This window comes from Streptomyces sp. NBC_01012 (assembly GCF_045162755.1).
Taxonomy (GTDB): Bacteria; Actinomycetota; Actinomycetes; order Streptomycetales; family Streptomycetaceae; genus Streptomyces.
In genome coordinates this window covers 413,814-435,226 of record NZ_CP108688.1, presented here as the reverse complement: position 1 = coordinate 435,226, position 21,413 = coordinate 413,814, and the positions used below count along the sequence as shown (strand labels likewise).

The following is a 21,413-nucleotide window of genomic DNA, read 5'->3' as shown; positions in this document are numbered from 1 at the left end:
GGCCCGCCGCCCGGCCGGCCGGGGCAGCGTCGGCTACAGCAGGGTCAGGCTGTCGATGTTGGCGCTGCCGGGCTGAGAGAGGGTCGCACGTACGGAGACGCCGTCACCCTGCGGGAGGTCAGCGCTGAACGAGGTCGTCGCCCAGGTGTCCCAGCCGCCTGTGGGCGGCATGGCGAGGGTGGCGCGTTTCGTGCCGTCGACATCGATGACCAGGGGTCGGTCCGTGTCACCTCCGTTGGCATAGCGCACGAGGACGTCCCTGGTCCCGGCTGTGGCGACGGTGACCGTCCACGCGAGGGTGGACCCTTCGGCGGATGTTCCGGTGAAGTCGGCGTATCCGGATCCCGTGTAGCCGGGGTGGCGGGTGTCGATGACGAAGGCGCTGTCGAGCCGTGCGCTCTCGGCCTGGTACACCGTGCCGCCGCCGACCTCGGGGAAGGGATCACCGCTGGGTTCGACCGTGGCCCCATCGCCACCACCCCCGGTCACGGGAAGCTCCGAGGTGATGACACTGAGGACCTTCGCCTCCGCGTCCCAGACACAGCCGGTGCCCTGCTCGCTGAGGAGAGCGGCCGCCTCACTGGTGAAGGCGGGCAGGGTGGCGCCGCCGTCGACCCCCATGCCCACCGGGCTGTCCAGGCCGTGGAAGCGGATGAGGTAACGGCGTGCGTCGGGCGCTCCCTCGTAGGTCCCTTCGGGCTGTGCGATGACGACGCGGGTGGAGGCATCGGTGAAGGTGAGGCGGGTGACGCTCGTCCCCGACCCGGTCAGGTACGCCTCGGTCAGCCCGTCGTCCTCGACGAGCTCGAAGACACCGTCGGCCCCTGTGTAGACGTCCGCCTCGAGCTGCCGCTTGGTGAGGTAGGCGGTGCTCTGCGCGTACGGGTACCTGGGCAGAATCGCCCCGGCCCTGACGAACAACGGTGCCTCACCAGTACGGGTGCTGTAGGCGAGGTCCTGGGCGTCGGACCCGGTGTGCGTGGTGTCCGTCCAGAAGTCGTACCAGTCGCTTCCCGCGGGCAGCCAGATGTTCTGGACGTCGCCCCCGTCGGAGGTCAACGGGGCGACGAGGAGCGAAGGGCCCCACAGATACTGCAGGTCGTGGTTGTAGGCCTGGGACCGGTCCTGGTAGTCGATCACCATGGCCCTCGCCATGGGCATGCCGGTGGCGGCGGCCTGATGGGCGAGTGTGTAGATGTACGGCATCAGGCTGTACCGCAGCTGACCGTACTTGGCGAAGTCCGCCTGGGCCTGCGCGCTCTGGTCGAGCGGCCAGCGCGATGCCTTCTTGCCGTGGTCCTTGGTCGACGCGGTCGTGTGGGGGCGCCAGATCGGGGACAGGCTGGACCAGGCGACGGGCCAGTTGCGGTAGTAGGCGTCGGACACGGTGCCGCCCTCACCGAAGCCACCGCCGTCGATGTTGGCGAAGGGGAAGCCTCCGAGGCCGGCCGTCTGCATGCCCCGGATCTGGGACCGCATCTCGTCGTAGGTCTGGCGGATGTCGCCCGTCCAGTAGTGCCCGTAGCGCTGCTGGCCGGCGGTGGCACCGCGACTCCAGGTCCATGGCCGCTTGGCGGATCCGATGTGCCCGTCCCCGTCGGGGTCCCAGCCCTCCTCCCCGACCCCCTTGTGCAGATTGAGGAAGTAGGCGTTGCGGTCCTCGGCCCAGGTACGTCCGTCGGCCGTACGCGCCGTGTACGGGATCGCGCCGAGGTCGTCGGTCTCGTCGATCCACAGCCCGTCGCCGGGAAACCCGAGGCCCGGGTCGAGGGCCTTGTCCCAGAAGACCTTCCACACCCAGGCGCGGGCGTCCGGGTTGCTCCAGTCGGGGACGGCGTTGCTCTCCTTGACGTTCTCGAGATCGGCCTCATCGAAGCTGTAGCCGGGCGGTGGGCCGCCGACCCAGTCCGCCATCTCATTGGTGTTGTTGCGGTTGTAGTCCAGGGTCACGGTGACACCGCTGTCGGCGGCCCACTTCTGATACCCGGCGGGGTCGGGCCAACGATCGGGGCTGAACTCGAACCAAGACCCCGACCAGGAGCCGGAACCGGCGCGCCAGCGGTTGTCGTTGACCTGGTGATCGAAGGGGAAGCCCGCGGCGCGGTGCTGGGTGATCTTCTCGCGCCACCAGTTCTGATCACTGACGTCGGCGAAGCTCTTGTCGGACATATGGAGCCCGAAGATGGACAGCTGAGGCAGTCGCGGGCGTCCGGTGAGCTCTGTGTAGCGGTCGATGAGCTGCGAGAACCGGGGGCCGTTGATCAGGAAGTAGTCCATCTGGGGGCGTTCACCGGCTGCATCGTGCGCGTCGGCGGAGAACGTGTACCCGTTGTCTCCGCCGAAGCTGAAGGTCGTGTCGAACGTGGTGTTGAAGAAGACCCCGTAACCCTTGCTGGAGAGGCAGAACGGCACGATTCCCGGTGCCTGGTTGTTGGGGTTGTCGGCGGCGGCGTCCGCGTCGGCGTAGTTGTGGGAGACCGTGTCGCCCGTACGGTCGAGGCGCGGTACGCGGCCCAGTACGCCGTGCCCCGCCTTGAGGAAGCGCTCCTCGGAGGACGGCGGTACGAAGGACTCGGTGGCGATGGAGTGATCCGAGCCGCTCCAGGTGATGCCGTGGGTGGCGTCCTCCTTGGCCAGCAGGGTGCCGGTGTCCCGGGCGAAGAACTCCAGCCGTAGCGGGGTCTTGTGCAGGACGATGCGCAGCCCGTCGTCCGCGGCGGTCCTGAACTCGAGGACGTCCCCCCTGTCCGTGACGCTCAGGCTGCCGCGCAGCGCGGTGTGGTTCTCGGGTCGCACCATCTCGTAGCGGGTGTCGGAGAAGAAGCTCTCCCCGGCGCGGGTCGCGGACACCCTGACCATGTGGTCCCCGTACGCCGTGAGACGCAGTTGCTGTCCGGTCGCACTGGTGACGGTGGTGCTGTGCTCCTCGGTGGAGTGTGTGTCGTAGTCGGCGAGTTGTTCCTGTTCGTCCTCCGCCGCGAGTGCGCGTCGGGGTACGGCGGTGACGGCGCCAGCCACCAGTACGCCGGCGGCCGTCGAGAGCAGGGTTCTGCGCTTGATCTGTTGGCGTTTCATGGTGTCTCCAATGCGTGGGGCCATGAGGAACGGAGCAACGTCCTTGCGCATTCGGGGAGCCGGGAAAGGGGTCGTCGAACAAGCGGCCCAGGGGCGCCCTGGTGACTGCCGCGCCAGGGCGGAACGTGCGCGGCGCTGGTCAGGTATATGAACAAGGGACTGCAATATGAACTGGTGTAGATGATGACGCTAGGTCCAGAGCTATTCAGGGGTCAACCCTGGTGCGCGTTCCAGAAAGGTGTCACCGGGACCGGCCTGAGTCTCGCCGGTTCGTTCATGTGAATGAATGCTCGTGCCTCTCTCCATGGGTGAAAGGCGTCCGGCCTGCGGGTTGTTGCTCGGGTCGAGCGTGTGTCGAACTGTTTCTTTATCTTGGGTCTTGACTCGAAAAGAAACACAACAGCACACTGGTCAACGTCACTTCATCGACCGAAGAGCGCCTCCAAGACCGTCGGGTGCAGGTGAAGGACAGTCAACTACCGCTCGCAGCAGCTCAGTTGTGCCTCGCGCCAGCGAAGCGAGATGGGACCCACCACCCACCCCTCCTGCCATCCGCGGGCTCCATCGGCCCCTGGATGGTTCAGTCAGTGCTTTGCCGTACGTCTTTGATGATGGGCCGACACAGGATGGAGGAACGCGATGATGCATCGTCCACAAAAGCGCACCGCCCGCCGGAGGTTGCTCGGCATCACCACCGCCGGGCTGCTCTGTACCGCCGGATTCGCCGCCCCGGCGGCCGCGGTCCAGGCCGCGCCCGTGGTCGGGCAGGCCCCTGGCGAGGGGCTCGCGCCCACCCCGCCGATGGGATTCAACAACTGGAACACCACAGGGTGCGGACCGGAGTTCAACGAGGAGATGGTCAAGGAGACGGCTGACATCTTCGTGGAGAGAGGTCTCAAGGACGCCGGGTACGAGTACATCAACCTCGACGACTGCTGGGCCGAGCCCGAGCGTGGCGACGACGGCAAGCTCGTCCCGCACAAGGAGCGGTTCCCGGAAGGGATCAAAGCCGTCGCCGACTATGTGCACGAGAGGGGCCTCAAGCTCGGCATCTACACCAGTGCGGGAACCCGGACCTGCGACGACGTCGGGATACCCGGCGCCCTCGACCATGAGGAGAGCGATGCGCAGCAGTTCGCCGACTGGGGCGTCGACTACCTGAAGTACGACAACTGCAACAACGAGGGCCGGCCCGCCCAGGAGCGGTACGCCACCATGCGCGACGCTCTCGACGCGACCGGACGGGACATCGTCTACAGCATCTGTGAGTGGGGGTCGAACCAGCCGTGGAAGTGGGCCCCCGACATGGCCGAGCTCTGGCGGACCACGGGGGACATCAACGACACCTGGGAGAAGATGACCGAGAATCTCAAGGAGAACCTTCCCCTCGCCGAGTACGCCAAGCCCGGGCACTGGAACGACCCCGACATGCTGGAGGTCGGCAACGGAGGAATGTCCGACATCGAATACCGCTCCCACTTCTCGCTCTGGTCGATCATGGCGGCCCCGCTGCTGATCGGAACCGACCTGCGTGAGGCGGATGACGCCACGATGGAGATCCTCGAGAACAAGGAGGTCATCACCGTGGACCAGGACTCGCTCGGCCGGCAGGGCGAAGTCGTGTCGGAGGAGGACGGCCGTTGGGTCATCAGCAAGGAACTCGCCGACGGCAGCCGAGCGGTGGCCCTGTTCAACGAGAGCGACGACGAGCAGACCATCAGCACGACGGCCGACGAGGTGGGAGTGCCTGACGCTGATACGTACCGGACTCGGGACCTGTGGCAGCAGGAGGACGGGACAAGTTCGGGCACGCTCGAAGCGACGGTGCCTGCGCATGGCACGGTGCTCCTGAAGGTCACGGCCGACTGACCACGCCCGCGCCGAAGCCGTCGCGCCGGTCCGGCGTGATGGAGCCGGCCCGGCGTGATGGCGGCGGTCCGGCGTGGTGGCGGATGCTCAGAGCAGGACGGGAAGAGAGTCCAGCCCGCGGACGAGCCGGGTCCTGCGCCATTCCAGCTGGTCCACCGGTACGGCGAGCCGGATGTCGGGGAAGCGGGCCAGGATCGCGCGAAGGGCGATGTCGGCCTCGGCTTTCGCGAGGGGCGCGCCGACGCAGCGGTGGATGCCGTGGCCGAAGCTGAGATGACCGATCGCGTCCCGGTCCAGGTCGAGTCGGTCCGGAGCCGGGAAGCGTTGCGGGTCGCGGTTGGCCGCTCCGAGGGCGACGAGGACCGGGACGCCCGCCGGGATCTCGGCCCCGCCCAGGGTGATGGCCTCCGTGGTGAACCGGAAGGTGGAGGTGCTGACCGGTGCGTCGAAGCGCAGCAGTTCGTCCAGCGCGTGCGGGACGGTCTCCGGGTTGTCGCGCAGGCGCTCCAGCTCGACCGGATGCCGGAGCAGGGCCAGCAGGGCGTTGCCCAGGAAGTGGGTCGTGGTCTCGTGGCCGGCGACGAGCAGCAGCACGGCCAGGGAGACCAACTCCTCCTCGCTGAGGCGGTCTTCGCCGCCGCTCGCCGAGATGAGACGGTCCAGGAGCGAATCGCCCGGGTGCAGCCGCTTCGACGCGATGAGCCCGGTCATGTACTCAGCGACGGCGCCCGAGGCGGCGTCGGTGCGGGCGGGCTCCCCGGCGGCGAACAATGCGGCCGACCAGCCCTGAACCCGGGACCGGTCGTCCTGGGGGACACCCAGTAGTTCGCAGATCACCATGACCGGCAGAGGAACAGCGAGGCCGGCCACGAGATCGACCGGACCGCCGGCCGGCCACCGGTCCAGCAGTTCGCCGGTCAGCCGCGTGATGAAAGGACGGAGCCCGGCGACGGCGGCGCTCGTGAACGCACCGGTGACCAGCTTGCGGAGCCGGGTGTGCTGGGGCGGGTCACAGGCCAGCATGGTGTGCGCGACGGCGGGGTGCAGCCGGCGCTTGGAGTCCTTGCCGGCGAAGAACGCGGCGGTGTCCTTGGAAAGCCGCCCGTCGTTGAGAGCCTGCCGGGCTTCCGCATATCCGGTGACCAGATAGCTGTGGCGCCCGCCGGAACTGGAAGCCAGGGCCTGTACGGGGCATTCGGAGCGCATGGCCGCGTACGCGGGATAGGGATCGCGGGCCGTAGGGCCCTCCTTGGAGGCGTCGTTCACCGTGTCAGGCTCCAACTGTGGGTGGCAGGCCGTCATCTGCGACACGCCGTACCCGCGCGGCGTCCACGTCACACCGGACGCCGCGTCCGAGTCGCACCGGACGCAGCGTACCGGTCACACCGACGTCAGGACGCGGCGCCGAATGTGACCTCCTTGGTCGCGTCCACCCCGGCTGTCCGCCCCGGCGCCGCCTGGTGGGACCAGTACAGGTTGGTGTGCGCGATGACCTGCTCCACCGGCGGTGCGCCCCATGCCGACTTGTCGCCCGCAGTATGGGCATCGCTGACCAGAGTGGCGTCGTACCCCCTGGTGAAGGCGCCGTGCAGGGTCGAGCGGATGCACGCATCGGTCTCGGCTCCGGCGATGACGAGTCGCCCGACTCCCAGGCCCGACAGTACGGTCTCGAGGTCGGTGTCCTCGAAGGAGTCGCCGTAGTTCTTCTCGACGAGCGTCTCGGTGTCGCCCGGAGTCAGCTCAGGAACGATCCGCCAGCCGTCGCTGCCGTGCGCGAGCCCCTCGTCCGAGTGCTGGACCCAGACGACCGGCACGCCTTCCCGTCGTGCTCTCTCGACAAGGCTGCCGATGTTCGCGACGACCGAGTCGCGCTCGTGGGCCCCCTCGACGACGTCCTTCTGTACATCGACGACGAGGAGTGCGGTGTTCGGCCGGTTCTCGAGTGTGGTCACGGTCTCCCCTTGTGCTCGCGATGGACCCCCGATGGACCCTGTCACCACGAACGCTAGACCCACCCACTGACAACGGGGCGGAAGGAGCCTCGGGCCGTTGCCCCGGCCCGGAAGGAGCCTCGGGCCGTTGCCCCGGCCGGGCTCACGGCCCGCGCCAGACGTTGGCGAAGGCCGCCTTCTCGATGGACCGCCGCTGCCGTACCGCCTCAAGCTCCATCACCGCGTCGTGCACCGCGGCCACCACGGTCGTCACCGCCTCGTCATCGAGGCCGGGTTCGACATCGTCATCTGCGTCATCGGCACCGTCGGACCGTTCGCCGTCGATGCCCATGACCGAGGCGAGAGCAGCCAGGACGGGTTCCTCCTTGCCACGGTCGACAGCCGAGCGGTGCGCGGGTGTATCGACCGGTTCCATGCGCTCGGAGCCGAAGGGCGAGCGGCCGCTTCGCTTCCGCGTCAGCTCGCCGTCCTGCTCCAGGGCGGCCTGATACGTGGACGAGAGGTCCGTACCCCGGCGCCAGAGCCAGTCGTCGATGCGCTCGTAGGGTGCCTGCCGGGTCAGCCCTGACGCGGCCTCGCGCATGAGCCGATCGTCGGGCGTCGCCGCTGCACCCGGCACGATGCGGTCGCCGTCCAGGTCAACCGCCCCCGCGCCGATCAGATCGATCAGCTCGGCTCCCGCGAGCGCGAGCGACAGGTCACCCTGTCCCACGGAACGCTCCGGGTCCATGGCGATGATGAACAGGTCCTTCGCCGTGGTCATGAACGGCTCCCCTCGGAAACATCGACAGGTGTGATCACTGGTCCCTGCCGGCCCGGCACGCCCGATGCCGGCCCGTCACGCCCGATGCCGGCCCGGCGGCGGGGCGACTGTCACGACCAGTATCGCCCCGTCCACCCGGCCGGGCACAGGCTCGACGGTGGGCGCGGCGTCACCCGGCCGGGCGTCCGGACGAGCCCGAGCGGGGTGTGTCAGCGCCGGTGAAGGTCCGCGAGCATCAGGGTCGGATCGTCTCCGGCCAGGTTGGCGCCGTTGGTCACATGGACCCGATGCCCTCGAACGGTGACGCCCGTGGTCCCTTGCAGCCCGTCCTCGGAGTCCAGCAGGGTCTCGTGGGCGCCGTCCGCACCCACCCGCACGACCTTGCTGCTCTCGTTGATCGCGGCGAGGATCTCGGTGCCGCGGCCGGTGAAGTCGAAGTCGTCGATTCCCGCCAGTCCCGTGGCCCGTATCTCGGCGCCGCCGGAGCCGCCGTTCCTGATGAGTGGGATGCGGACGACGGTGCCGCGGTCGGAGTTGCTCGCCCACACGGCGCCGTCATGGATCTTCATGCCGTTGGCCCCGAAGAAGCCGTCGGGCGCCAGGGCCGGGTCCGCCGACCATACGGACGCCGCACCGCCGCGCAGCGGTGCCTGCCAGATGCGCCCACCGGCGGAGTCGGTGACCAGGAAGCGGGCCCGCTCGCTGTCGATGGCCAGTGCGTTCGGGAAGGTGTCGGCAGGCAGCGGTACGACGAGCCGGGTCTCACCGGAGGGGCTGAGCTGCCAGATTCCGTTCAGCCCGCCCTGCCCCGAGGGGTAGAGGAAGTACACGCCGCCGCTGTCGGACCGGGCCACCCCGGTGACCTGTGCACTCCCGACGACCGGGGTGCTGGTGCCGCCGTCCGGGGGCAGCGGCATGGTGGCCAGCACCTGGACGGCCCCGTCCGGCGCCACCCGCACCACCTGGCGGGCGGGGATCATGCCGACGATCACGCTGCCATCGGGCTCCAGGGCCATGCTCTCGGCGACCTGGCCCGCGGCCCGGTCGAAGTGGGCGAGGACGCGTACGTCGCCCAGGTGGGCGCCGGCGGTGGGGGAGGCGACGGGATCGGCTTGCGTCGCTGTGGTGTCGGGAGGGGCGACGGCCGCAGCCTGATCCCGGGCCTGAGCCGGCGCCGTGAGGGCCGCCGGGACCGCGGCGGCGAGCAACGTGGTGAGGCCGAGCATGGCGGCGCGCCGCCGCAGCCCGGTGGGTCGTTGAGGGAACACGGGATTCCTTTCGGCCGTGCGCAGAGGAGGGCCCCGGACAGGAGGGGGCGCCAGGTCGTCCTTCCACTGGACTGTATCGCCCAGTACAGAAAATCTGCGGCAGACTGTATCAGCAAGTACAGAGCCTCTGTACTGTGAAATACAGAAGGCGGAGGAGGCTTCTTGGGGAACATGCCGACCACCACGCGGGGTCGCGCGACCCGGGCGCGCATCCTTGATTCGGCGGCAGACCTCATCCAGCGGCGAGGCGTCGCAGCGGTGACGCTGGACGACGTCGAACGCGCCGCGGGGGTCGGCCGCAGCCAGCTCTACCACTACTTCGACGACCGGGACGACCTCATCCGCTCGGTGGTCCATTCCACCGTGGACACGGTGTTGGCCGCGCAGGAACCGCTGCTCCTGGATGTCGACTCGCTGGCCGGCATCGACCGGTGGTTCGACGCGATCGTGGCCAACGGGACACGTCAGGACGCGGTCGGCGGCTGCGCGATCGGCTCGTTGGCCAGCCAGCTCGGCGGCCGGGACGAACTCACCCGACAGGCCTTCGTGGACGCCTTCGCGCGCTGGGAGGCCCCCCTCATCGCGGGCCTGCACCGGATGCAGGAGTCCGGTGAACTGAGCCAGGACACCGATGTGACGGAGCTGGCCGACCTCACCATGGCCGCCATCCAGGGCGGCCTCCTGCTGGCCCAGATCCGCCGGACACCGGACCAGCTCCGTCTCGCTCTGCGCGGCGCGCGGGCAGCGTTGGAGGACGCCCTCACCCCGCGGCCCTGAACGCGGTAGGCCCGCCGTTACGGGCACACCTGTCGCCTGCTGGACCCAGACCCGGGACACGAACTCCCCGACAGTGAGGCCGGTCGGCGGCTCCTCATGTACGAACGGGCGTACAGCACGTGGCCGCCTTCGCGGACCGAACCGGCGCTCAGGCTTTGCCGGAGCGATCGGCACCTCAGAATTCCCAGGACCGACCGGCGCCTCAGGCCTCGCGCACGAGCAGGTTCTTCGCGGATTCACGGAAGTGCGCGACGAGCGGGTTGGCGTCCGCGGAGCGGGTGGCGACCACCACCTGGCAGGGCTCGACCCCCTCGACCGGGATGGTGACCAGGTCGTCGCGGAGTGCGCAGCGCCGGTCGTCGGCCGGCACGAGGGCGATGGCACGGCCGTCGGCGACCACTTCGAGCTTGTCCTCGAAGGTGTCGGCGAGCATGGGGCCGAGCGGAGCGGGGTTGCCGTCCGGGCGGGGTTCGAGCCGCCAGAAGCCGGTCCAGAGCTCGGCCATCCCCGCACAGGCCACGAGTGGTTCGTCGGCGAAGTCGTCCGGGGTGACCGACTCCTTGCCGGCGAGGCGGTGGAGCGCGGGCACGAGGAGCGCCCGGGGTTCGTCGTAGAGGACGGTCACGTCCAGGCCGTCGCTCGGAATGGGGAGCGGCGTGCGGATGATGAGCGCGTCGACCTGACGATCGGGCAGGGCACCGGCCTCGTCCCAGTCCAGGTGACGCGTTCGGACGTGGGCGTCGGGGTGACGGCGGCGCAGGTCCTGCACGGCGGCGGTGACGACAAGGTCCTCGACGTATCCGACGGTGATCGTACGAGCCGGTACCGCGGCCTGTGCGGCGAGTACCGCCCGGTCGGCCGCGTGCAGGAGAGCCCGCGCCTGCGGCAGGAAGGCGGCGCCGGCCGCGGTGAGCCGGCTGCCCTGGCTGGTGCGATCCAGCAGACGTACACCGAGGGCGTCCTCGAGCCGCTGCATCTGACGGCTCAGGGAGGGCTGGGCCACGTGCAGGGCGGCGGCAGCACGGGCGAAGTTGAGGTGTTCGGAGATGACCGTGAAGTACCGGACCAGCCTCAGATCCAGGTCGGGTACCGGGCGATGCACCGTGGGGGACGGAGTGTCTTCGCGCATACCGGCAGCCTAAGGGCTGCCCGCTCATCCCCGGCTGCCGTGCTGTCCGTCATGCAGTTACCGCATGACGGGGTGCGAAACGGGTCTTGGACGCAGCTTCGGGACGGCTGTTGACTCGATGACATCCGGGCGGTTCGACCGCACGGACCTCATCCCTTACCCCTTTCCACCGATGGAGTGTGTTCGACATGGGCACGTACGAAGGCAAGCACGTGGTGATCACCGGAGGCAGCAGCGGCCTCGGCCTGGCCACCGCGCAGCTGTTCGTCGACGAAGGGGCACGTGTGCTCCTCACCGGGCGCAACCAGGCTGCCCTGGACTCCGCTCGCGACCGGCTCGGCGAGCGCGCGATCGCGGTCCGCAGCGACGCCGGATCGCTGCCCGACATCGAGGCGCTGGCCGACCGTGTGAAGGCCGAATTCGGCACGGTCGACGCCCTGTTCGCCAACGCGGGAGTCAACGGCTTCGCACCGTTCGAGGCGACCGGAGAGGAACTCTTCGACCAGCTGCTGGCCCTCAACGCCAAGGGCCCCTACTTCACGGTGCAGAAGCTCGCTCCGCTGCTGACGGAGGGCAGCTCCGTGGTGCTCACCACCTCGGTGGCGAACGTGCTGGGAATCCCGATGCTCAGTGCGTACGCGGCCGGCAAGGCGGCCGTACGCTCGATGACCCGCAGCCTGGCCAGGGAGCTGCTCCCGCGCGGGATCCGCGTCAACGCGGTCAGCCCCGGACCGATCGATTCCGGAATTCTGGAGAAGTCGATGCCCGTGGAGGCGGCCGAGCAGACCAAGGCGCAGATGGCCGCCGACAACCCCATGCTGCGTATGGGCACGCCCGCCGAGGTCGCCAGGGCGGTGGCGTTCCTCGCCTTCGACGCCACCTACACCAACGGCGCCGAGCTGGCGGTCGACGGCGGCGGCTCCCAGCTCTGACGACCCGAAGCCGAGCGGGCAGGGCGGCATGGGAACACGCCCTGCCGCCCCGCCGCCCTAATGCTCTGCCGATGTGAACCGGTTGAGACCGAGCACGGCGAGCAACCGCAGCTTCTCGTAGCCCTCCGTCCGCGGCGGAGCGGTGAGTACGAGCAGGGTCTGTGACTGGTCCTCGGTGAACAGTGCCTGGCAGTCCAGTTCGATCGGGCCGAGTTCGGGGTGGATGAGGGTCTTGTGGTCCTCGAACCGCTGCGCCACCTCGTGCCGGGACCACAGCTCGGCGAACTCCCTGCTCGCTTTCCGCAGGTCCCGCACGAGCTCGCCGGCCTGCGACCGCGGGCCGCGCAACCCATGGGCGGCTCGCAGGTTCGCGACCTGGGCGCGGCTCTGCCGGTCCCGGTCGGCCTCGGGATAGATCGACCGCTCCGCGGGATCGGTGAACCAGCGGTAGATCGCGCTGCGGGCGTGACCCGTGTACGCCGGTGTGTCCCCGAACAGGGCGGTGGCCATCCTGTTCTGCACCAGCGTCTCGCCGAGGTCGGTCAGGATGAGCGCCGGGGTGTCGTCGAGGTGGTCCAGCACCCTGAGCAGCGCGGGGGCGACGTGCTGCGACGCCGACAGCGACGCCGGCGCGTTGTGGCCGGCGATCCGGAAGAGGTAGTCGCGCTCGTCGCCCGTCAGCCGCAGCGCCCGGGCGAGTGAGGCCAGCATGTGCTCGCTGGGTTGCGGGCCGCGCTGCTGCTCCAGCCGCGTGTAGTAGTCGGTCGACATCACGGCGAGCGACGCGACCTCCTCACGCCGCAGACCCCGGGTCCGCCGACGTGCGCCCGAGGGAAGGGCCACGTCCTCCGGCTGAAGCGCCTCACGGCGGCGGCGCAGGAAGTTGGCCAGTGCTGCACGGTCCATGCGGCCGATTATCGCCCGGTGCCTGCGGGCGAGCCAGGGATCGCCGATCCCCCGATAACCGGTCTCTGCATCCGCGACCGCGGAAGCGTGACGATCGGAACATGAACATCTCCGGAAACACCATCTTTATCCCCGGCTCCACCAGTGGCATCGGTCTCGCCCTCGCCCTGGAACTGAAGGCCAGGGGCAACACGGTCATCGTCGGTGGCCGACGCACCGAACTGCTGGAGCGGATCGCGGCGGACCACCCCGGCATCGACACCGTGCAGCTCGACACCACGGACCCCACGAGTATCGACTCCGCGGCGAAGCGGGTGCTGGCCGACCATCCGGACCTCAATGTCCTGGTCACCATGGCCGGTGTGATGCGCGCCGAGGACTGGCGTAGTCCTGCCTCGTTCCTCGCCTCGGCCGAGTCCACGGTGATCACGAACGTGCTCGGCCCGATCCGCCTCATCGCCGCGTTCGTGGAGCATCTGCGGGCACAGCCGGACGCCACCATCGTCACCGTCTCCTCGGGCCTGGCCTTCACCCCGCTCAAGATCACGCCGAGCTACAACGCGTCGAAGGCCGCGATCCACATGCTCAGCGAGTCCATCAGGCTGCAGCTCGCCGACACCTCGGTGCGGGTCGTGGAACTCGAGCCGCCGGCCGTCCGCACGGCGCTGCTGCCCGGACAGGAGGACAGCGAACTCGCCATGCCGCTCGACGAGTTCATCGCGGAGACCGTCGGTCTGATCGAGTCACAGCCCGACGCCAAGGAGATCCAGGTCGAGCGCGTGAAGTTCCTGCGCTACGGCGAGGCCCGCGGTGACTACGACCAGGTCGTGGAGGCGCTCAACGGAGCCGCATCCCAGGAGAAGTAGACCCGGCGCCGATGGTCCCGCCGGCCCATCCGGACCGGGCCACCGCCGCGTCCTGCGTGCTCTCAGGGCATCCGGTCCTGTGTATGTGCACCGCGGTATTCGGCGAGTAGGTTTGGAGAGGAATCCATTCTCTGCGTCGCGAGTTCGTGAAGCCGTTCCGTGAACGCCCGCTGTTGTTCAGGGGTGGGTGGGTGCTCTGCGTCGGCAGCCGGCAGAACGGCCGCGGACGCGGGTGTGGCCAGCATGGAGACCTGTAGGTCCAGGTCGGCCGGCGCGTAGAAGTTGAGCACCCGGGCGGTCTCGCTCCGCACGACGAAGGCGTGTGTGGTGCCGGCCGGAACCCTGATCAGTTGGCCGGCCCGCCCGACCACCGTCTGCTCGCCAATCTGCAGCATCATTTCCCCGTCGAGGATGTAGAACGCCTCGTCGCTGTGCTCGTGGGTGTGCGGCGGTGGTCCCGCGGATGCCGGCATGAGCTGCTCCATCAGCGAGTACTGGCCCTTTGCCTGCTCGGTGGAGATCAAGGGCGTCCACAGGATGCCCAACTGCCAGTAGCCCTGCGCTGTGTCGGCGCTGGTGACCAGCTCTGAGATATCGGTTTTTCCGCTGTTCGGCATTGCTGTTCCCCTCCAGGGGAAGGACGGGCCTGTTCGGTTCGAGGGAGACGGCCCCGGATGATGCATCCGCCCCGCCGGACAGGGACGCCTTGAGCAGCCGGTTGGTCTCGTGGGCGAGGACCTCGGGCAGGCCCAGCTTCGATGTGCAGTACGCCTTCGACGTCGGCCAGTGTGGAGTGCGCATAGGTGTACAGGTCGTGGACCGTACTGGCGGCAATTGCCGTGGTCGGCCCGGTGGCAGCGGCGACGCATGTGGTTGGTTCGTGCTGGGCCAGTTCTTCTCCGGCGTCGTGGAGATATCTGGGACTGACGTCCAGGTGCAGCGTCGCGCCGATGGGGTGGACCAGCTGGACTGGGTCAAGATGGATCGCACCGAAGGACAATAGGGCCTCGAGGCGTCGTCGTACCGCCGATTCGGCCTGTCCCGTCGCAGCGGCGAGGCGAGTGGAGGACTGCCTCGCATCCTGACTGAGCGCTGTGAGCAGGGCACGGTCCTCATCCTTTAGCCAAGAGGTGCCGCTGCATGGTTCGTCCGCGTGCGGCGCACCAGCACGGATCCCCTTGCGCTGCTCGCCAGTGAGCTGACCGGGAGAGCCCTCCCAGTCGGCATGGCCGGGCGTGCGGAAATGGTGGAGCACCTCGCAAGCCGTGACGGCGGTGACTCGTCCCGACTGGCGGAGCTGTTCGAGCAACAGGTGGTCGCCTTGCGCTGTGGAAGCGGTGCGTACTCCGCAGAGAACCTCCCCGCCGGCCCCTGCGGTTGCGTCCGCATACTCAAGAATCCGAGCGACCCTATCGCGCGGGTTACGTCCACGAGTCTCTGCGGTCTGTCCTGCACCTGAGGTTCTGGGGCCCTACCTCGATCCCGGCGACATCCTGCGGTCAGATGCGCCCAGCTCCGATGCTGGTGGACGACGGCCACCACACTCGCGCAGGCGGTGCCCGCGTCGCAAACCTTGGCTCCGCCCCGTCAGCTGCGGGGGCGCGGCACTCCTTGATTCTTCCTCCGGGGGCACTGTCGCGGTGGGCGTTGTTTAGTGGGAACCGTACGGGAAACGCGGTAGGCGTCTGCGCGTCCGTGACGTTTTGCGGTCCCGACGCCCACGAGAGGGAAGTGGAGGAGCATGTCATGCCGGCTGGATCCAGTAAGAAGCGTGAGCGGCAGTACGAGCACATCAAGGAGAGCCAGGAGGAACAGGGAGCCTCGAAGGGCCGAGCGGAGGAGGTCGCGGCCCGGACCGTCAACAAGCAACGCGCCCGGTCCGGCGAGTCGAGGACGGCGAGCAGGACGTCGACGCAGGACAGGAAGTCCGCCTACGAACGCGGCGGCGAACGCTCCCACAAGGGCGCGCAGGGCCCTACGAGGGACCAGCTCTACGCGGAGGCCAGGAAAAAGAACATCGGCGGGCGCTCCTCCATGAACAAGGAACAGCTCCGCAAGGCCCTCGGACGCTGACGCGCCGGCGGCCCGGAGCACCGGCCCTTCGCACGAAGGAGGAACCAGGACATGCCCGCAGACGCACGCCGCAACGATGTGTTCCAGCCGCAGGACGACGACGCCGGTGATCCGCCGAACGACGAGCTCGACCTGGAGGACACGCTCGGCGAACGGGATCTGGACTACTGGATGGGAGAGGGCTACTCCCCTCCCGAGCGCCCCTTGGCCGTGAACAAGTTCGGCACGACCGAGGCCGAGGTGCGCCACGGTGAGTCCCTGGATCAGAGGCCCGCCCGGGAAACCGGCGATGTGGAGCCGCCCGACGGTCACGGCGTCGGCGACCTCGCCGACGGAGAGGGCGAACCCTGGGAAGCGGCCGAGCGCCGGCCCCGGGCAGGGTGGCTCAGCGCGGCGGACGACTCGTTCGGGCGGGAGAACGATGCCTTCGCCAAGGACGTGGGCATCGACGGTGGCGCGGCGTCTGCGGAGGAATCGGCCGTCCGTGTCACGGACGAGGCGGACACCCAGGGGCGTGAAGCCTGATGGCGACGAGGGGAGAGACCACGCCAGGAGCGGCGATCTTCGACGTGGACGGCACTCTCACCGACACCAATCACCTCCACGTGGTGGCCTGGTGGGAAGCCTTCCGGCAGGCCGGGCACACCGTGCCGATGCCGGCCATCCACCGGTCGGTCGGCCTCGGCTCCAGTGATCTGATCGAGCGTCTGCTGGGGCCCGACCGTGACCCCGGGCAGGACGCGGCCATCAGCTCCGCGCATACGGTGCTCTACGCGACGTACTTCGACCGCCTCCCGGCCTTCCGGGGCGCGGGTGACCTGCTTCGCGCCCTGGCCGAACGCGGCTGGCGGGTCGTCCTCGCCACCTCGGCGAGCGGCACGGAGCTCGCTGCTCTGCGGCGGGCGGTGGACGCGGACAAGGCTGTCCTGGACACGGCGAGCTCGGACGACGTCGGCCGGGGCAAGCCCTCCCCGGAGCCCGTCGAGCTGGCCTGCCGACTGGCCGGCGTCAGTGCGGGGCAGGCGGTGTTCGTGGGTGACACGGTCTGGGATATGGAGGCGGCGGTCCGGGCCGGGGTGACCGCGGTGGCTCTCCTGTCGGGTGGTATTCCTCGCGCCGACCTCGAGCGGGCAGGAGCGGTAGCCGTCTACCCGGATGTCGCCGATCTGCTCGATCGCCTCGACGGCAGCCCCTTCGGGCCCGGCCCTGACTGACGTGCGGACCTCGCACCTCCTGCCGCGTGCCGAGCTCCCGCGAACGTTCCAGGCAGAGAGACCAGGGGGGTACGTCTGTGCGACAAAGGGGCCATGACGCGTGCGAAACGAGGATCACATGCAGGTGGGGTACAAGCTGGCAGCGGAAGCGTTCGGCCCGGCGCAGCTGGTCAGACAGGCCGTCCTCGCCGAGGAGGCGGGATTCGACTTCGTGGAGATCAGCGACCACTATCACCCCTGGCTCGACAAGCAGGAACACTCGCCGTTCGCCTGGACGGTGCTGGGAAGCATCGCGGCCAAGACGTCGCGGATCGGTCTGGCGACCGGGGTCACGTGCCCCACCGTGCGCTACCACCCCGCCATCATCGCTCAGGCAGCAGCGACGCTCGCCCTGCTCTCGGAAGGCCGCTTTGTCCTGGGTGTCGGCTCGGGAGAGCGGCTGAACGAACACGTCGTCGGTCCCGGATTCCCCGACGCGGTCCATCCCCGGCACGAAATGCTCACGGAGGCCCTGGAGATCATCCAGCTGCTGTGGAGCGGGGGCTACCGGTCCTATGAGGGAAAGTATCTGCGGCTGCAGGACGCCCGGGTCTTCGACCTCCCCGACGAGCTGCCTCTGATCGCCGTGGCCGCCAGCGGTCCTGTGTCGGCCCGCATCGCCGCCGAACTGGGCGATGGCCTTTTTGCCACGGAAGACAAGCCGAGCATCGTCCAGCACTACCGTGACGCCGGCGGAACTGGCCCGTGTTACGGCGAGGTTCCGATGGCCTGGGCGCCCGACGCGCATACCGCCGCGCGCGCCGCGCTCAAGACGTCGCGGTGGGCTCTGACCGGGTGGAAAGTGATGAGCGAGCTGCCCAATCCGGTCAACTTCGATGCCGCGACCACCACCGTTACCGAGGACGACATTCTGGAGAAGTTCGCATGCGGAGCGGACACCGGACGCTACATCGAGGTCGCCCAGAGCTACGTCGACGCGGGCTTCGACAGGCTGGTCATGCAGAACGCCGGCCCCGACCCCGATGGCTTCATCGACTTCTACCAGCGCGAACTCGACGGGCTCGTCCGGCAGCTCAGGCCGAACAACACGCGAGCCTGAAAGGTGCGATGAGGCGCTCCGGCAGCGGATGCCCGTTCCCCGTCTTCTTGCCGCAGCCTCCGGCGCGCGTCAAGCTCGCCGGAACAGCCAAGATCGGCGAGCGGGGCAAGCCAACGTTCGAGACAGCGTCCGCAAAGTGTTCTGCAGGACCGACCGGCGACAAAGGGCCGAGGCATGAAAGCACCCCCGCAGATCAACGCCCTCATCGTCGACGCCGCCAGCCCCGAGCGGCTTGCCGCCTTCTGGTCCGAGCTGCTCGCCCGGCCTGTCGTGGACCGTACCGGCCCTTATGTCTGGCTGCGGCGCGAGAACGGCCTGGGTCTGGGCTTCCAACAGACCGGTGAGCCCAAGCGGGGGAAGAACCGCATGCACTTCGACATCTCTTCCCCTGACCCGGCTGCCGAGCAGCAGCGGGTCGAGGCGCTCGGAGGGCGACGCCTGGAGGACTACGCCAGCGGCGGTTTTCTGGTGATGGCCGACCCCGAGGGCAACGAGTTCTGCGTCATTCCTGAGAGTTCCGGCTCCGTTGGCCTTGATAACCAGGGGCACGCCCACTACCTCGTCTGACCTCTGCCGTTCATGTGCGGTCCGTTCTCCGCCATATGTGTTGCTCATGTCGACCACGATGAGAGAACCGTTCCGCATGGCTCCGTCATCGCGAAGGGGCCGCTCGTGTTCCGGTCCACGACCTGTCCGCGTGTTTCGCGATTGTCAGGGTGGGAACCCGGCACACTCGCTCGTAAATACTCGCGGAGGAGGGAGCGGGTCGTGCGCGCACTGACCTATCAGGGAAAGCGGGATGTCCGGGTGGAGACGGTCCCGGACCCGCGAATTCAGGATCCGACGGACATCATCGTCAAGATCACGTCCACCGGGATCTGCGGATCCGACCTTCACCTCTACGAGATCCTCGGGCCCTACCTCGATCCGGGCGACATTCTGGGCCACGAACCCATGGGAATCGTCGAGGAAGTAGGCCGCGAGGTAACCGCCGTCGCTCCGGGGGACCGGGTCGTGATCCCCTTCAACGTCTCCTGCGGGCACTGCTATATGTGCGGGCAGGGGCTGCACTCGCAGTGCGAGACCACCCAGGTGCGGGAGCGCGGTACCGGTGCGTCCCTGTTCGGATACACCAAGTTGTACGGACAGATGCCCGGCGGCCAAGCCGAGTTCATGCGGGTGCCTTTCGGTAACGATCTGCCTATCAAGGTCCCGCACGGTCCCTCGGACGATCGATTCGTCTATCTCTCCGATGTCCTGCCCACGGCCTGGCAGGCCGTGGAATACGCGGCTGTCCCGCCCGGCGGCAGCGTCACCGTGCTCGGCCTCGGCCCGATCGGCGCCATGGCCGCCCGGATCGCCCTGCACCGGGGCGCCGGCCTCGTCATCGGCGTGGACCTGGTCCCCGAACGCCTCGACCGGGTGAGCGGATACGGCGCCACCTGCCTTGACCTGCGCCGCTACGGCAAGAACCTCGGCGACGCCGTCCGCGACCTCACCGAAGGACGCGGGACGGACGCCGTGATCGACGCCGTCGGCATGGAGGCCCACGGCTCCCCCGTGGCCAAGACGGCTCACGCCGCGGTCGGCCTGCTCCCCGACGCGATCGCCCAGCGCATGATGGAGACAGCGGGTATCGACCGTCTCACCGCCCTGCACGCGGCGATCGACCTGGTGCGCCGCGGCGGCACACTCTCCGTCTCCGGCGTATACAGCGGCTCCGCCGACCCGATGCCGCTGCTCACCATGTTCGACAAGCAGATCCAGCTCCGCATGGGCCAGGCCAACGTCAAGCGCTGGGTGGATGACCTGCTGCCGCTGCTGGTCGATGACGACCCGCTGGGCGTTGACTCCTTCGCGACGCACCACCTGTCACTGGAGGAGGGCCCGAAGGCTTACGAGACGTTTCAGAAGAAGGCCGACGGCATGATCAAAACCCTCCTCGTCCCCTGACCCGAGGACAGAGGGGCCGCCACCGCCCGATGTGAGAAGGAAAAACCGGCATGAAGAACGACGGCCGCCATCCCGACAAGCACGTGGGTCGGCGCTTTTCGTCCACCCACGACTCGGTTGTGACCTGGCAAAGCAACGCACCGGGGCTCCGGCGGGTCTTCGATGCCCTTGCATGCAGCGACGTCAAGGCCTTCGTTCACGTCTCGTCCGTTGGCTCCTACTCCCCGGGCCCCAAGGACGAACCAGGCGTCGATGAGGGGTGGCCCGCCGACAGCTGGCCGGACGCGGCCTACTGCCACGAGAAGGCCTATTTGGAACGGGCGCTCGACACCGTCGAGCTGGCTGCGCTTCCAGGTCCTGCCCACCGACAACGTCTACCGGCTGGCCGTGCTCCGCGACGTTCGGGGCCCCGCCGCCTGACCGCGGCCAGGTCATGGACGCTCCCAAGTCCGTCATCGCCGCCTCCTCAGCCGGCACCTCGCCAAAGCAGGTCCTGGCCGACTTCGCACGCCCACGACGTACGAGGCGAGGTCTTCCGGGTCACCGACCGCGACGTCCGCCCGGGGCCGGGGGACACGGGCCGCGGCGTTGCCTGGCCGGCGCTGCGGGGCGTCCTCCTGGTCGCCACACCCGTCTGGCTCGGCCGCCCCTCGATCGTCCGTCGGCGGGTCCTGGAGCGCTTCAACGCTGAGCTCTCCCGAGACCGACGACCAGGGCCGCCCGCACATCTGCGGCAAGGTCGTCGCCGTTGCCGTCGTCGGAACGAGGACCAGGCGCGCAAGGTGAGCACGGCCGTGCGCCGGGAACTCAACGACGCCGACTTCTCCCTCGCCCCCGGAGCGGTCGCGTACTGGGCCGGCGAAGCTGTGCAGGGCACCGCCTACCAGGACCTGGACGAGACGCCCGAAGCCGTTGCCTCCACCACCAAGACCCTCGCGGCCAACGCCACCCGTCTCTCTGGCCCGCCTCCTCGCCCGACAGCCCCTGCCTGGCAGCCTGACGACCAGGGGCCGGCACATCGGGGCGCAGCCGCAAGCAACCGCCGAGCCAACGAACGACCGTAGGCTTCACCATGCTGAGAATCGGCATTCCTGTCCTGGGAGTCACAGACGTTGCCCGCGCGGCCGCCTTCTGGGCCGCAGCGCTGCACTTGGAGGCCTCCCCACAGTGGCACAGCGAAACGTGGCGCACGCTCAGCCACCGCGACGGCAAGGGCCCAGCCCTCGGCCTGATGCACAGCACCTCCCCGCCCGAGCCCCGCCCCCGCCTCCACCTCGATCTCTTCACGGATACGGCCGAGGAACAACGTCGAGAGGTCCGACGACTGGTCGGCCTCGGCGCGCGCACCGCCGATTGGAGCCTCTATCCGCAGGAGCCTGACTTCGTCGTCCTGGCCGACCCGGATGACAACCTCTTTTGTGTGGTGGATCTGAGCCATGCTCCGAGCGGCGGTGGAGAGTCCGCTCCGTGACAAGACCCGGCTTCCCGCCTAGGCCAATGCCGGTGGGTCTGTCAAACGAGCAGTCCGGAACCCCCC

Annotated in this window: 20 protein-coding genes and 1 pseudogene; 12 read left to right on the top strand and 9 right to left on the bottom strand. The window is 68.8% G+C overall.

All coding sequences use genetic code 11. The features are described 5' to 3' along the window. Window positions 1-33 precede the first annotated feature (33 nt). A complete protein-coding gene (locus OG623_RS01870; protein WP_406143646.1) occupies window positions 34-3,075 on the bottom strand; it encodes a TIM-barrel domain-containing protein in 3,042 nt (1,013 codons plus the stop codon). Between the two features lie 639 nt (window positions 3,076-3,714). On the opposite strand from OG623_RS01870, the pseudogene OG623_RS01865 reads away from it, so the two are divergent. Further along, window positions 3,715-4,941: pseudogene (locus OG623_RS01865) on the top strand (glycoside hydrolase family 27 protein); the annotation flags it as partial. 90 nt (window positions 4,942-5,031) lie between these two features. On the opposite strand, the gene OG623_RS01860 reads toward OG623_RS01865, so the two are convergent. The 4 genes from OG623_RS01860 to OG623_RS01845 form a co-directional block, all read right to left on the bottom strand. Beyond that, on the bottom strand, window positions 5,032-6,150 hold the full coding sequence (locus tag OG623_RS01860) for a cytochrome P450 (protein ID WP_406151635.1): 1,119 nt from the start codon (window positions 6,148-6,150) through the stop codon (window positions 5,032-5,034). A 185-nt stretch (window positions 6,151-6,335) separates the two neighbouring features. Next, window positions 6,336-6,896 (bottom strand): cysteine hydrolase family protein, encoded by a 561-nt coding sequence (locus OG623_RS01855; RefSeq protein ID WP_406143644.1) that lies wholly within the window; start codon window positions 6,894-6,896, stop codon window positions 6,336-6,338. A 142-nt stretch (window positions 6,897-7,038) separates the two neighbouring features. Next, window positions 7,039-7,659: a GPP34 family phosphoprotein gene (locus OG623_RS01850; RefSeq protein ID WP_406143643.1), complete on the bottom strand. Its 621-nt coding sequence runs from the start codon at window positions 7,657-7,659 to the stop codon at window positions 7,039-7,041. Between the two features lie 209 nt (window positions 7,660-7,868). Continuing rightward, entirely contained in the window at window positions 7,869-8,927 is a 1,059-nt protein-coding gene (locus OG623_RS01845) for an SMP-30/gluconolactonase/LRE family protein (RefSeq protein ID WP_406143642.1), read from the bottom strand. Window positions 8,928-9,098: 171 nt separating this feature from the next. Here OG623_RS01845 and OG623_RS01840 point away from each other — a divergent pair, with 171 nt between their 5' ends. Beyond that, entirely contained in the window at window positions 9,099-9,704 is a 606-nt protein-coding gene (locus OG623_RS01840) for a TetR/AcrR family transcriptional regulator (RefSeq protein ID WP_406143640.1), read from the top strand. A gap of 202 nt (window positions 9,705-9,906) precedes the next feature. On the opposite strand, the gene OG623_RS01835 is transcribed toward OG623_RS01840, so the two are convergent. Continuing rightward, window positions 9,907-10,833 carry a LysR family transcriptional regulator gene (locus OG623_RS01835; RefSeq protein WP_406143638.1) on the bottom strand — a complete coding sequence of 309 codons (927 nt, stop codon included), beginning with the start codon at window positions 10,831-10,833 and terminating at the stop codon, window positions 9,907-9,909. A gap of 188 nt (window positions 10,834-11,021) precedes the next feature. On the opposite strand from OG623_RS01835, the gene OG623_RS01830 reads away from it, so the two are divergent. Continuing rightward, window positions 11,022-11,765, top strand: coding sequence for an SDR family oxidoreductase (locus OG623_RS01830; RefSeq protein WP_406143636.1), 744 nt, complete (start codon window positions 11,022-11,024; stop codon window positions 11,763-11,765). A 57-nt stretch (window positions 11,766-11,822) separates the two neighbouring features. Here OG623_RS01830 and OG623_RS01825 read toward each other — a convergent pair whose 3' ends face one another. Continuing rightward, window positions 11,823-12,671 carry a helix-turn-helix transcriptional regulator gene (locus tag OG623_RS01825; protein WP_406143635.1) on the bottom strand — a complete coding sequence of 283 codons (849 nt, stop codon included), beginning with the start codon at window positions 12,669-12,671 and terminating at the stop codon, window positions 11,823-11,825. A 101-nt stretch (window positions 12,672-12,772) separates the two neighbouring features. Here OG623_RS01825 and OG623_RS01820 point away from each other — a divergent pair, with 101 nt between their 5' ends. Continuing rightward, on the top strand, window positions 12,773-13,537 hold the full coding sequence (locus OG623_RS01820) for an SDR family oxidoreductase (protein ID WP_406143633.1): 765 nt from the start codon (window positions 12,773-12,775) through the stop codon (window positions 13,535-13,537). Between the two features lie 62 nt (window positions 13,538-13,599). Here the strand turns inward: OG623_RS01820 and OG623_RS01815 are convergent, their stop codons facing one another. Next, window positions 13,600-14,154 (bottom strand): cupin domain-containing protein, encoded by a 555-nt coding sequence (locus OG623_RS01815; protein WP_406143632.1) that lies wholly within the window; start codon window positions 14,152-14,154, stop codon window positions 13,600-13,602. Then, window positions 14,058-14,792, bottom strand: a complete 735-nt coding sequence (locus OG623_RS01810) for an Lrp/AsnC family transcriptional regulator (RefSeq protein WP_406151634.1) — start codon at window positions 14,790-14,792, stop codon at window positions 14,058-14,060. The genes OG623_RS01815 and OG623_RS01810 overlap by 97 nt, the downstream gene beginning before the upstream one ends. Window positions 14,793-15,283: 491 nt before the next feature. Between OG623_RS01810 and OG623_RS01805 the strand changes: the two genes are divergently transcribed. From OG623_RS01805 to OG623_RS01770, 8 genes are all read left to right on the top strand, one after another. Beyond that, window positions 15,284-15,610 (top strand): plasmid stabilization protein, encoded by a 327-nt coding sequence (locus OG623_RS01805; protein ID WP_406143630.1) that lies wholly within the window; start codon window positions 15,284-15,286, stop codon window positions 15,608-15,610. Window positions 15,611-15,661: 51 nt separating this feature from the next. Next, window positions 15,662-16,135, top strand: coding sequence for a DUF5709 domain-containing protein (locus OG623_RS01800; RefSeq protein WP_406143629.1), 474 nt, complete (start codon window positions 15,662-15,664; stop codon window positions 16,133-16,135). Continuing rightward, window positions 16,135-16,824: an HAD family hydrolase gene (locus OG623_RS01795; protein WP_406143628.1), complete on the top strand. Its 690-nt coding sequence runs from the start codon at window positions 16,135-16,137 to the stop codon at window positions 16,822-16,824. The genes OG623_RS01800 and OG623_RS01795 overlap by 1 nt, the downstream gene beginning before the upstream one ends. A gap of 118 nt (window positions 16,825-16,942) precedes the next feature. Beyond that, window positions 16,943-17,923: a TIGR03557 family F420-dependent LLM class oxidoreductase gene (locus tag OG623_RS01790; RefSeq protein WP_406151632.1), complete on the top strand. Its 981-nt coding sequence runs from the start codon at window positions 16,943-16,945 to the stop codon at window positions 17,921-17,923. Window positions 17,924-18,097: 174 nt separating this feature from the next. Next, the gene (locus OG623_RS01785; protein ID WP_406143627.1) at window positions 18,098-18,490 is read left to right on the top strand and encodes a VOC family protein; all 393 of its coding nucleotides are present in this window, start codon (window positions 18,098-18,100) and stop codon (window positions 18,488-18,490) included. Window positions 18,491-18,691: 201 nt separating this feature from the next. Beyond that, the gene (locus OG623_RS01780) at window positions 18,692-19,876 is read left to right on the top strand and encodes an alcohol dehydrogenase catalytic domain-containing protein (RefSeq protein ID WP_406143626.1); all 1,185 of its coding nucleotides are present in this window, start codon (window positions 18,692-18,694) and stop codon (window positions 19,874-19,876) included. A 782-nt stretch (window positions 19,877-20,658) separates the two neighbouring features. Then, window positions 20,659-20,940, top strand: coding sequence for a hypothetical protein (locus tag OG623_RS01775; RefSeq protein ID WP_406143625.1), 282 nt, complete (start codon window positions 20,659-20,661; stop codon window positions 20,938-20,940). Window positions 20,941-20,948: 8 nt separating this feature from the next. Next, entirely contained in the window at window positions 20,949-21,347 is a 399-nt protein-coding gene (locus tag OG623_RS01770; protein WP_406143623.1) for a VOC family protein, read from the top strand. The last annotated feature ends 66 nt before the right edge of the window (window positions 21,348-21,413 follow it).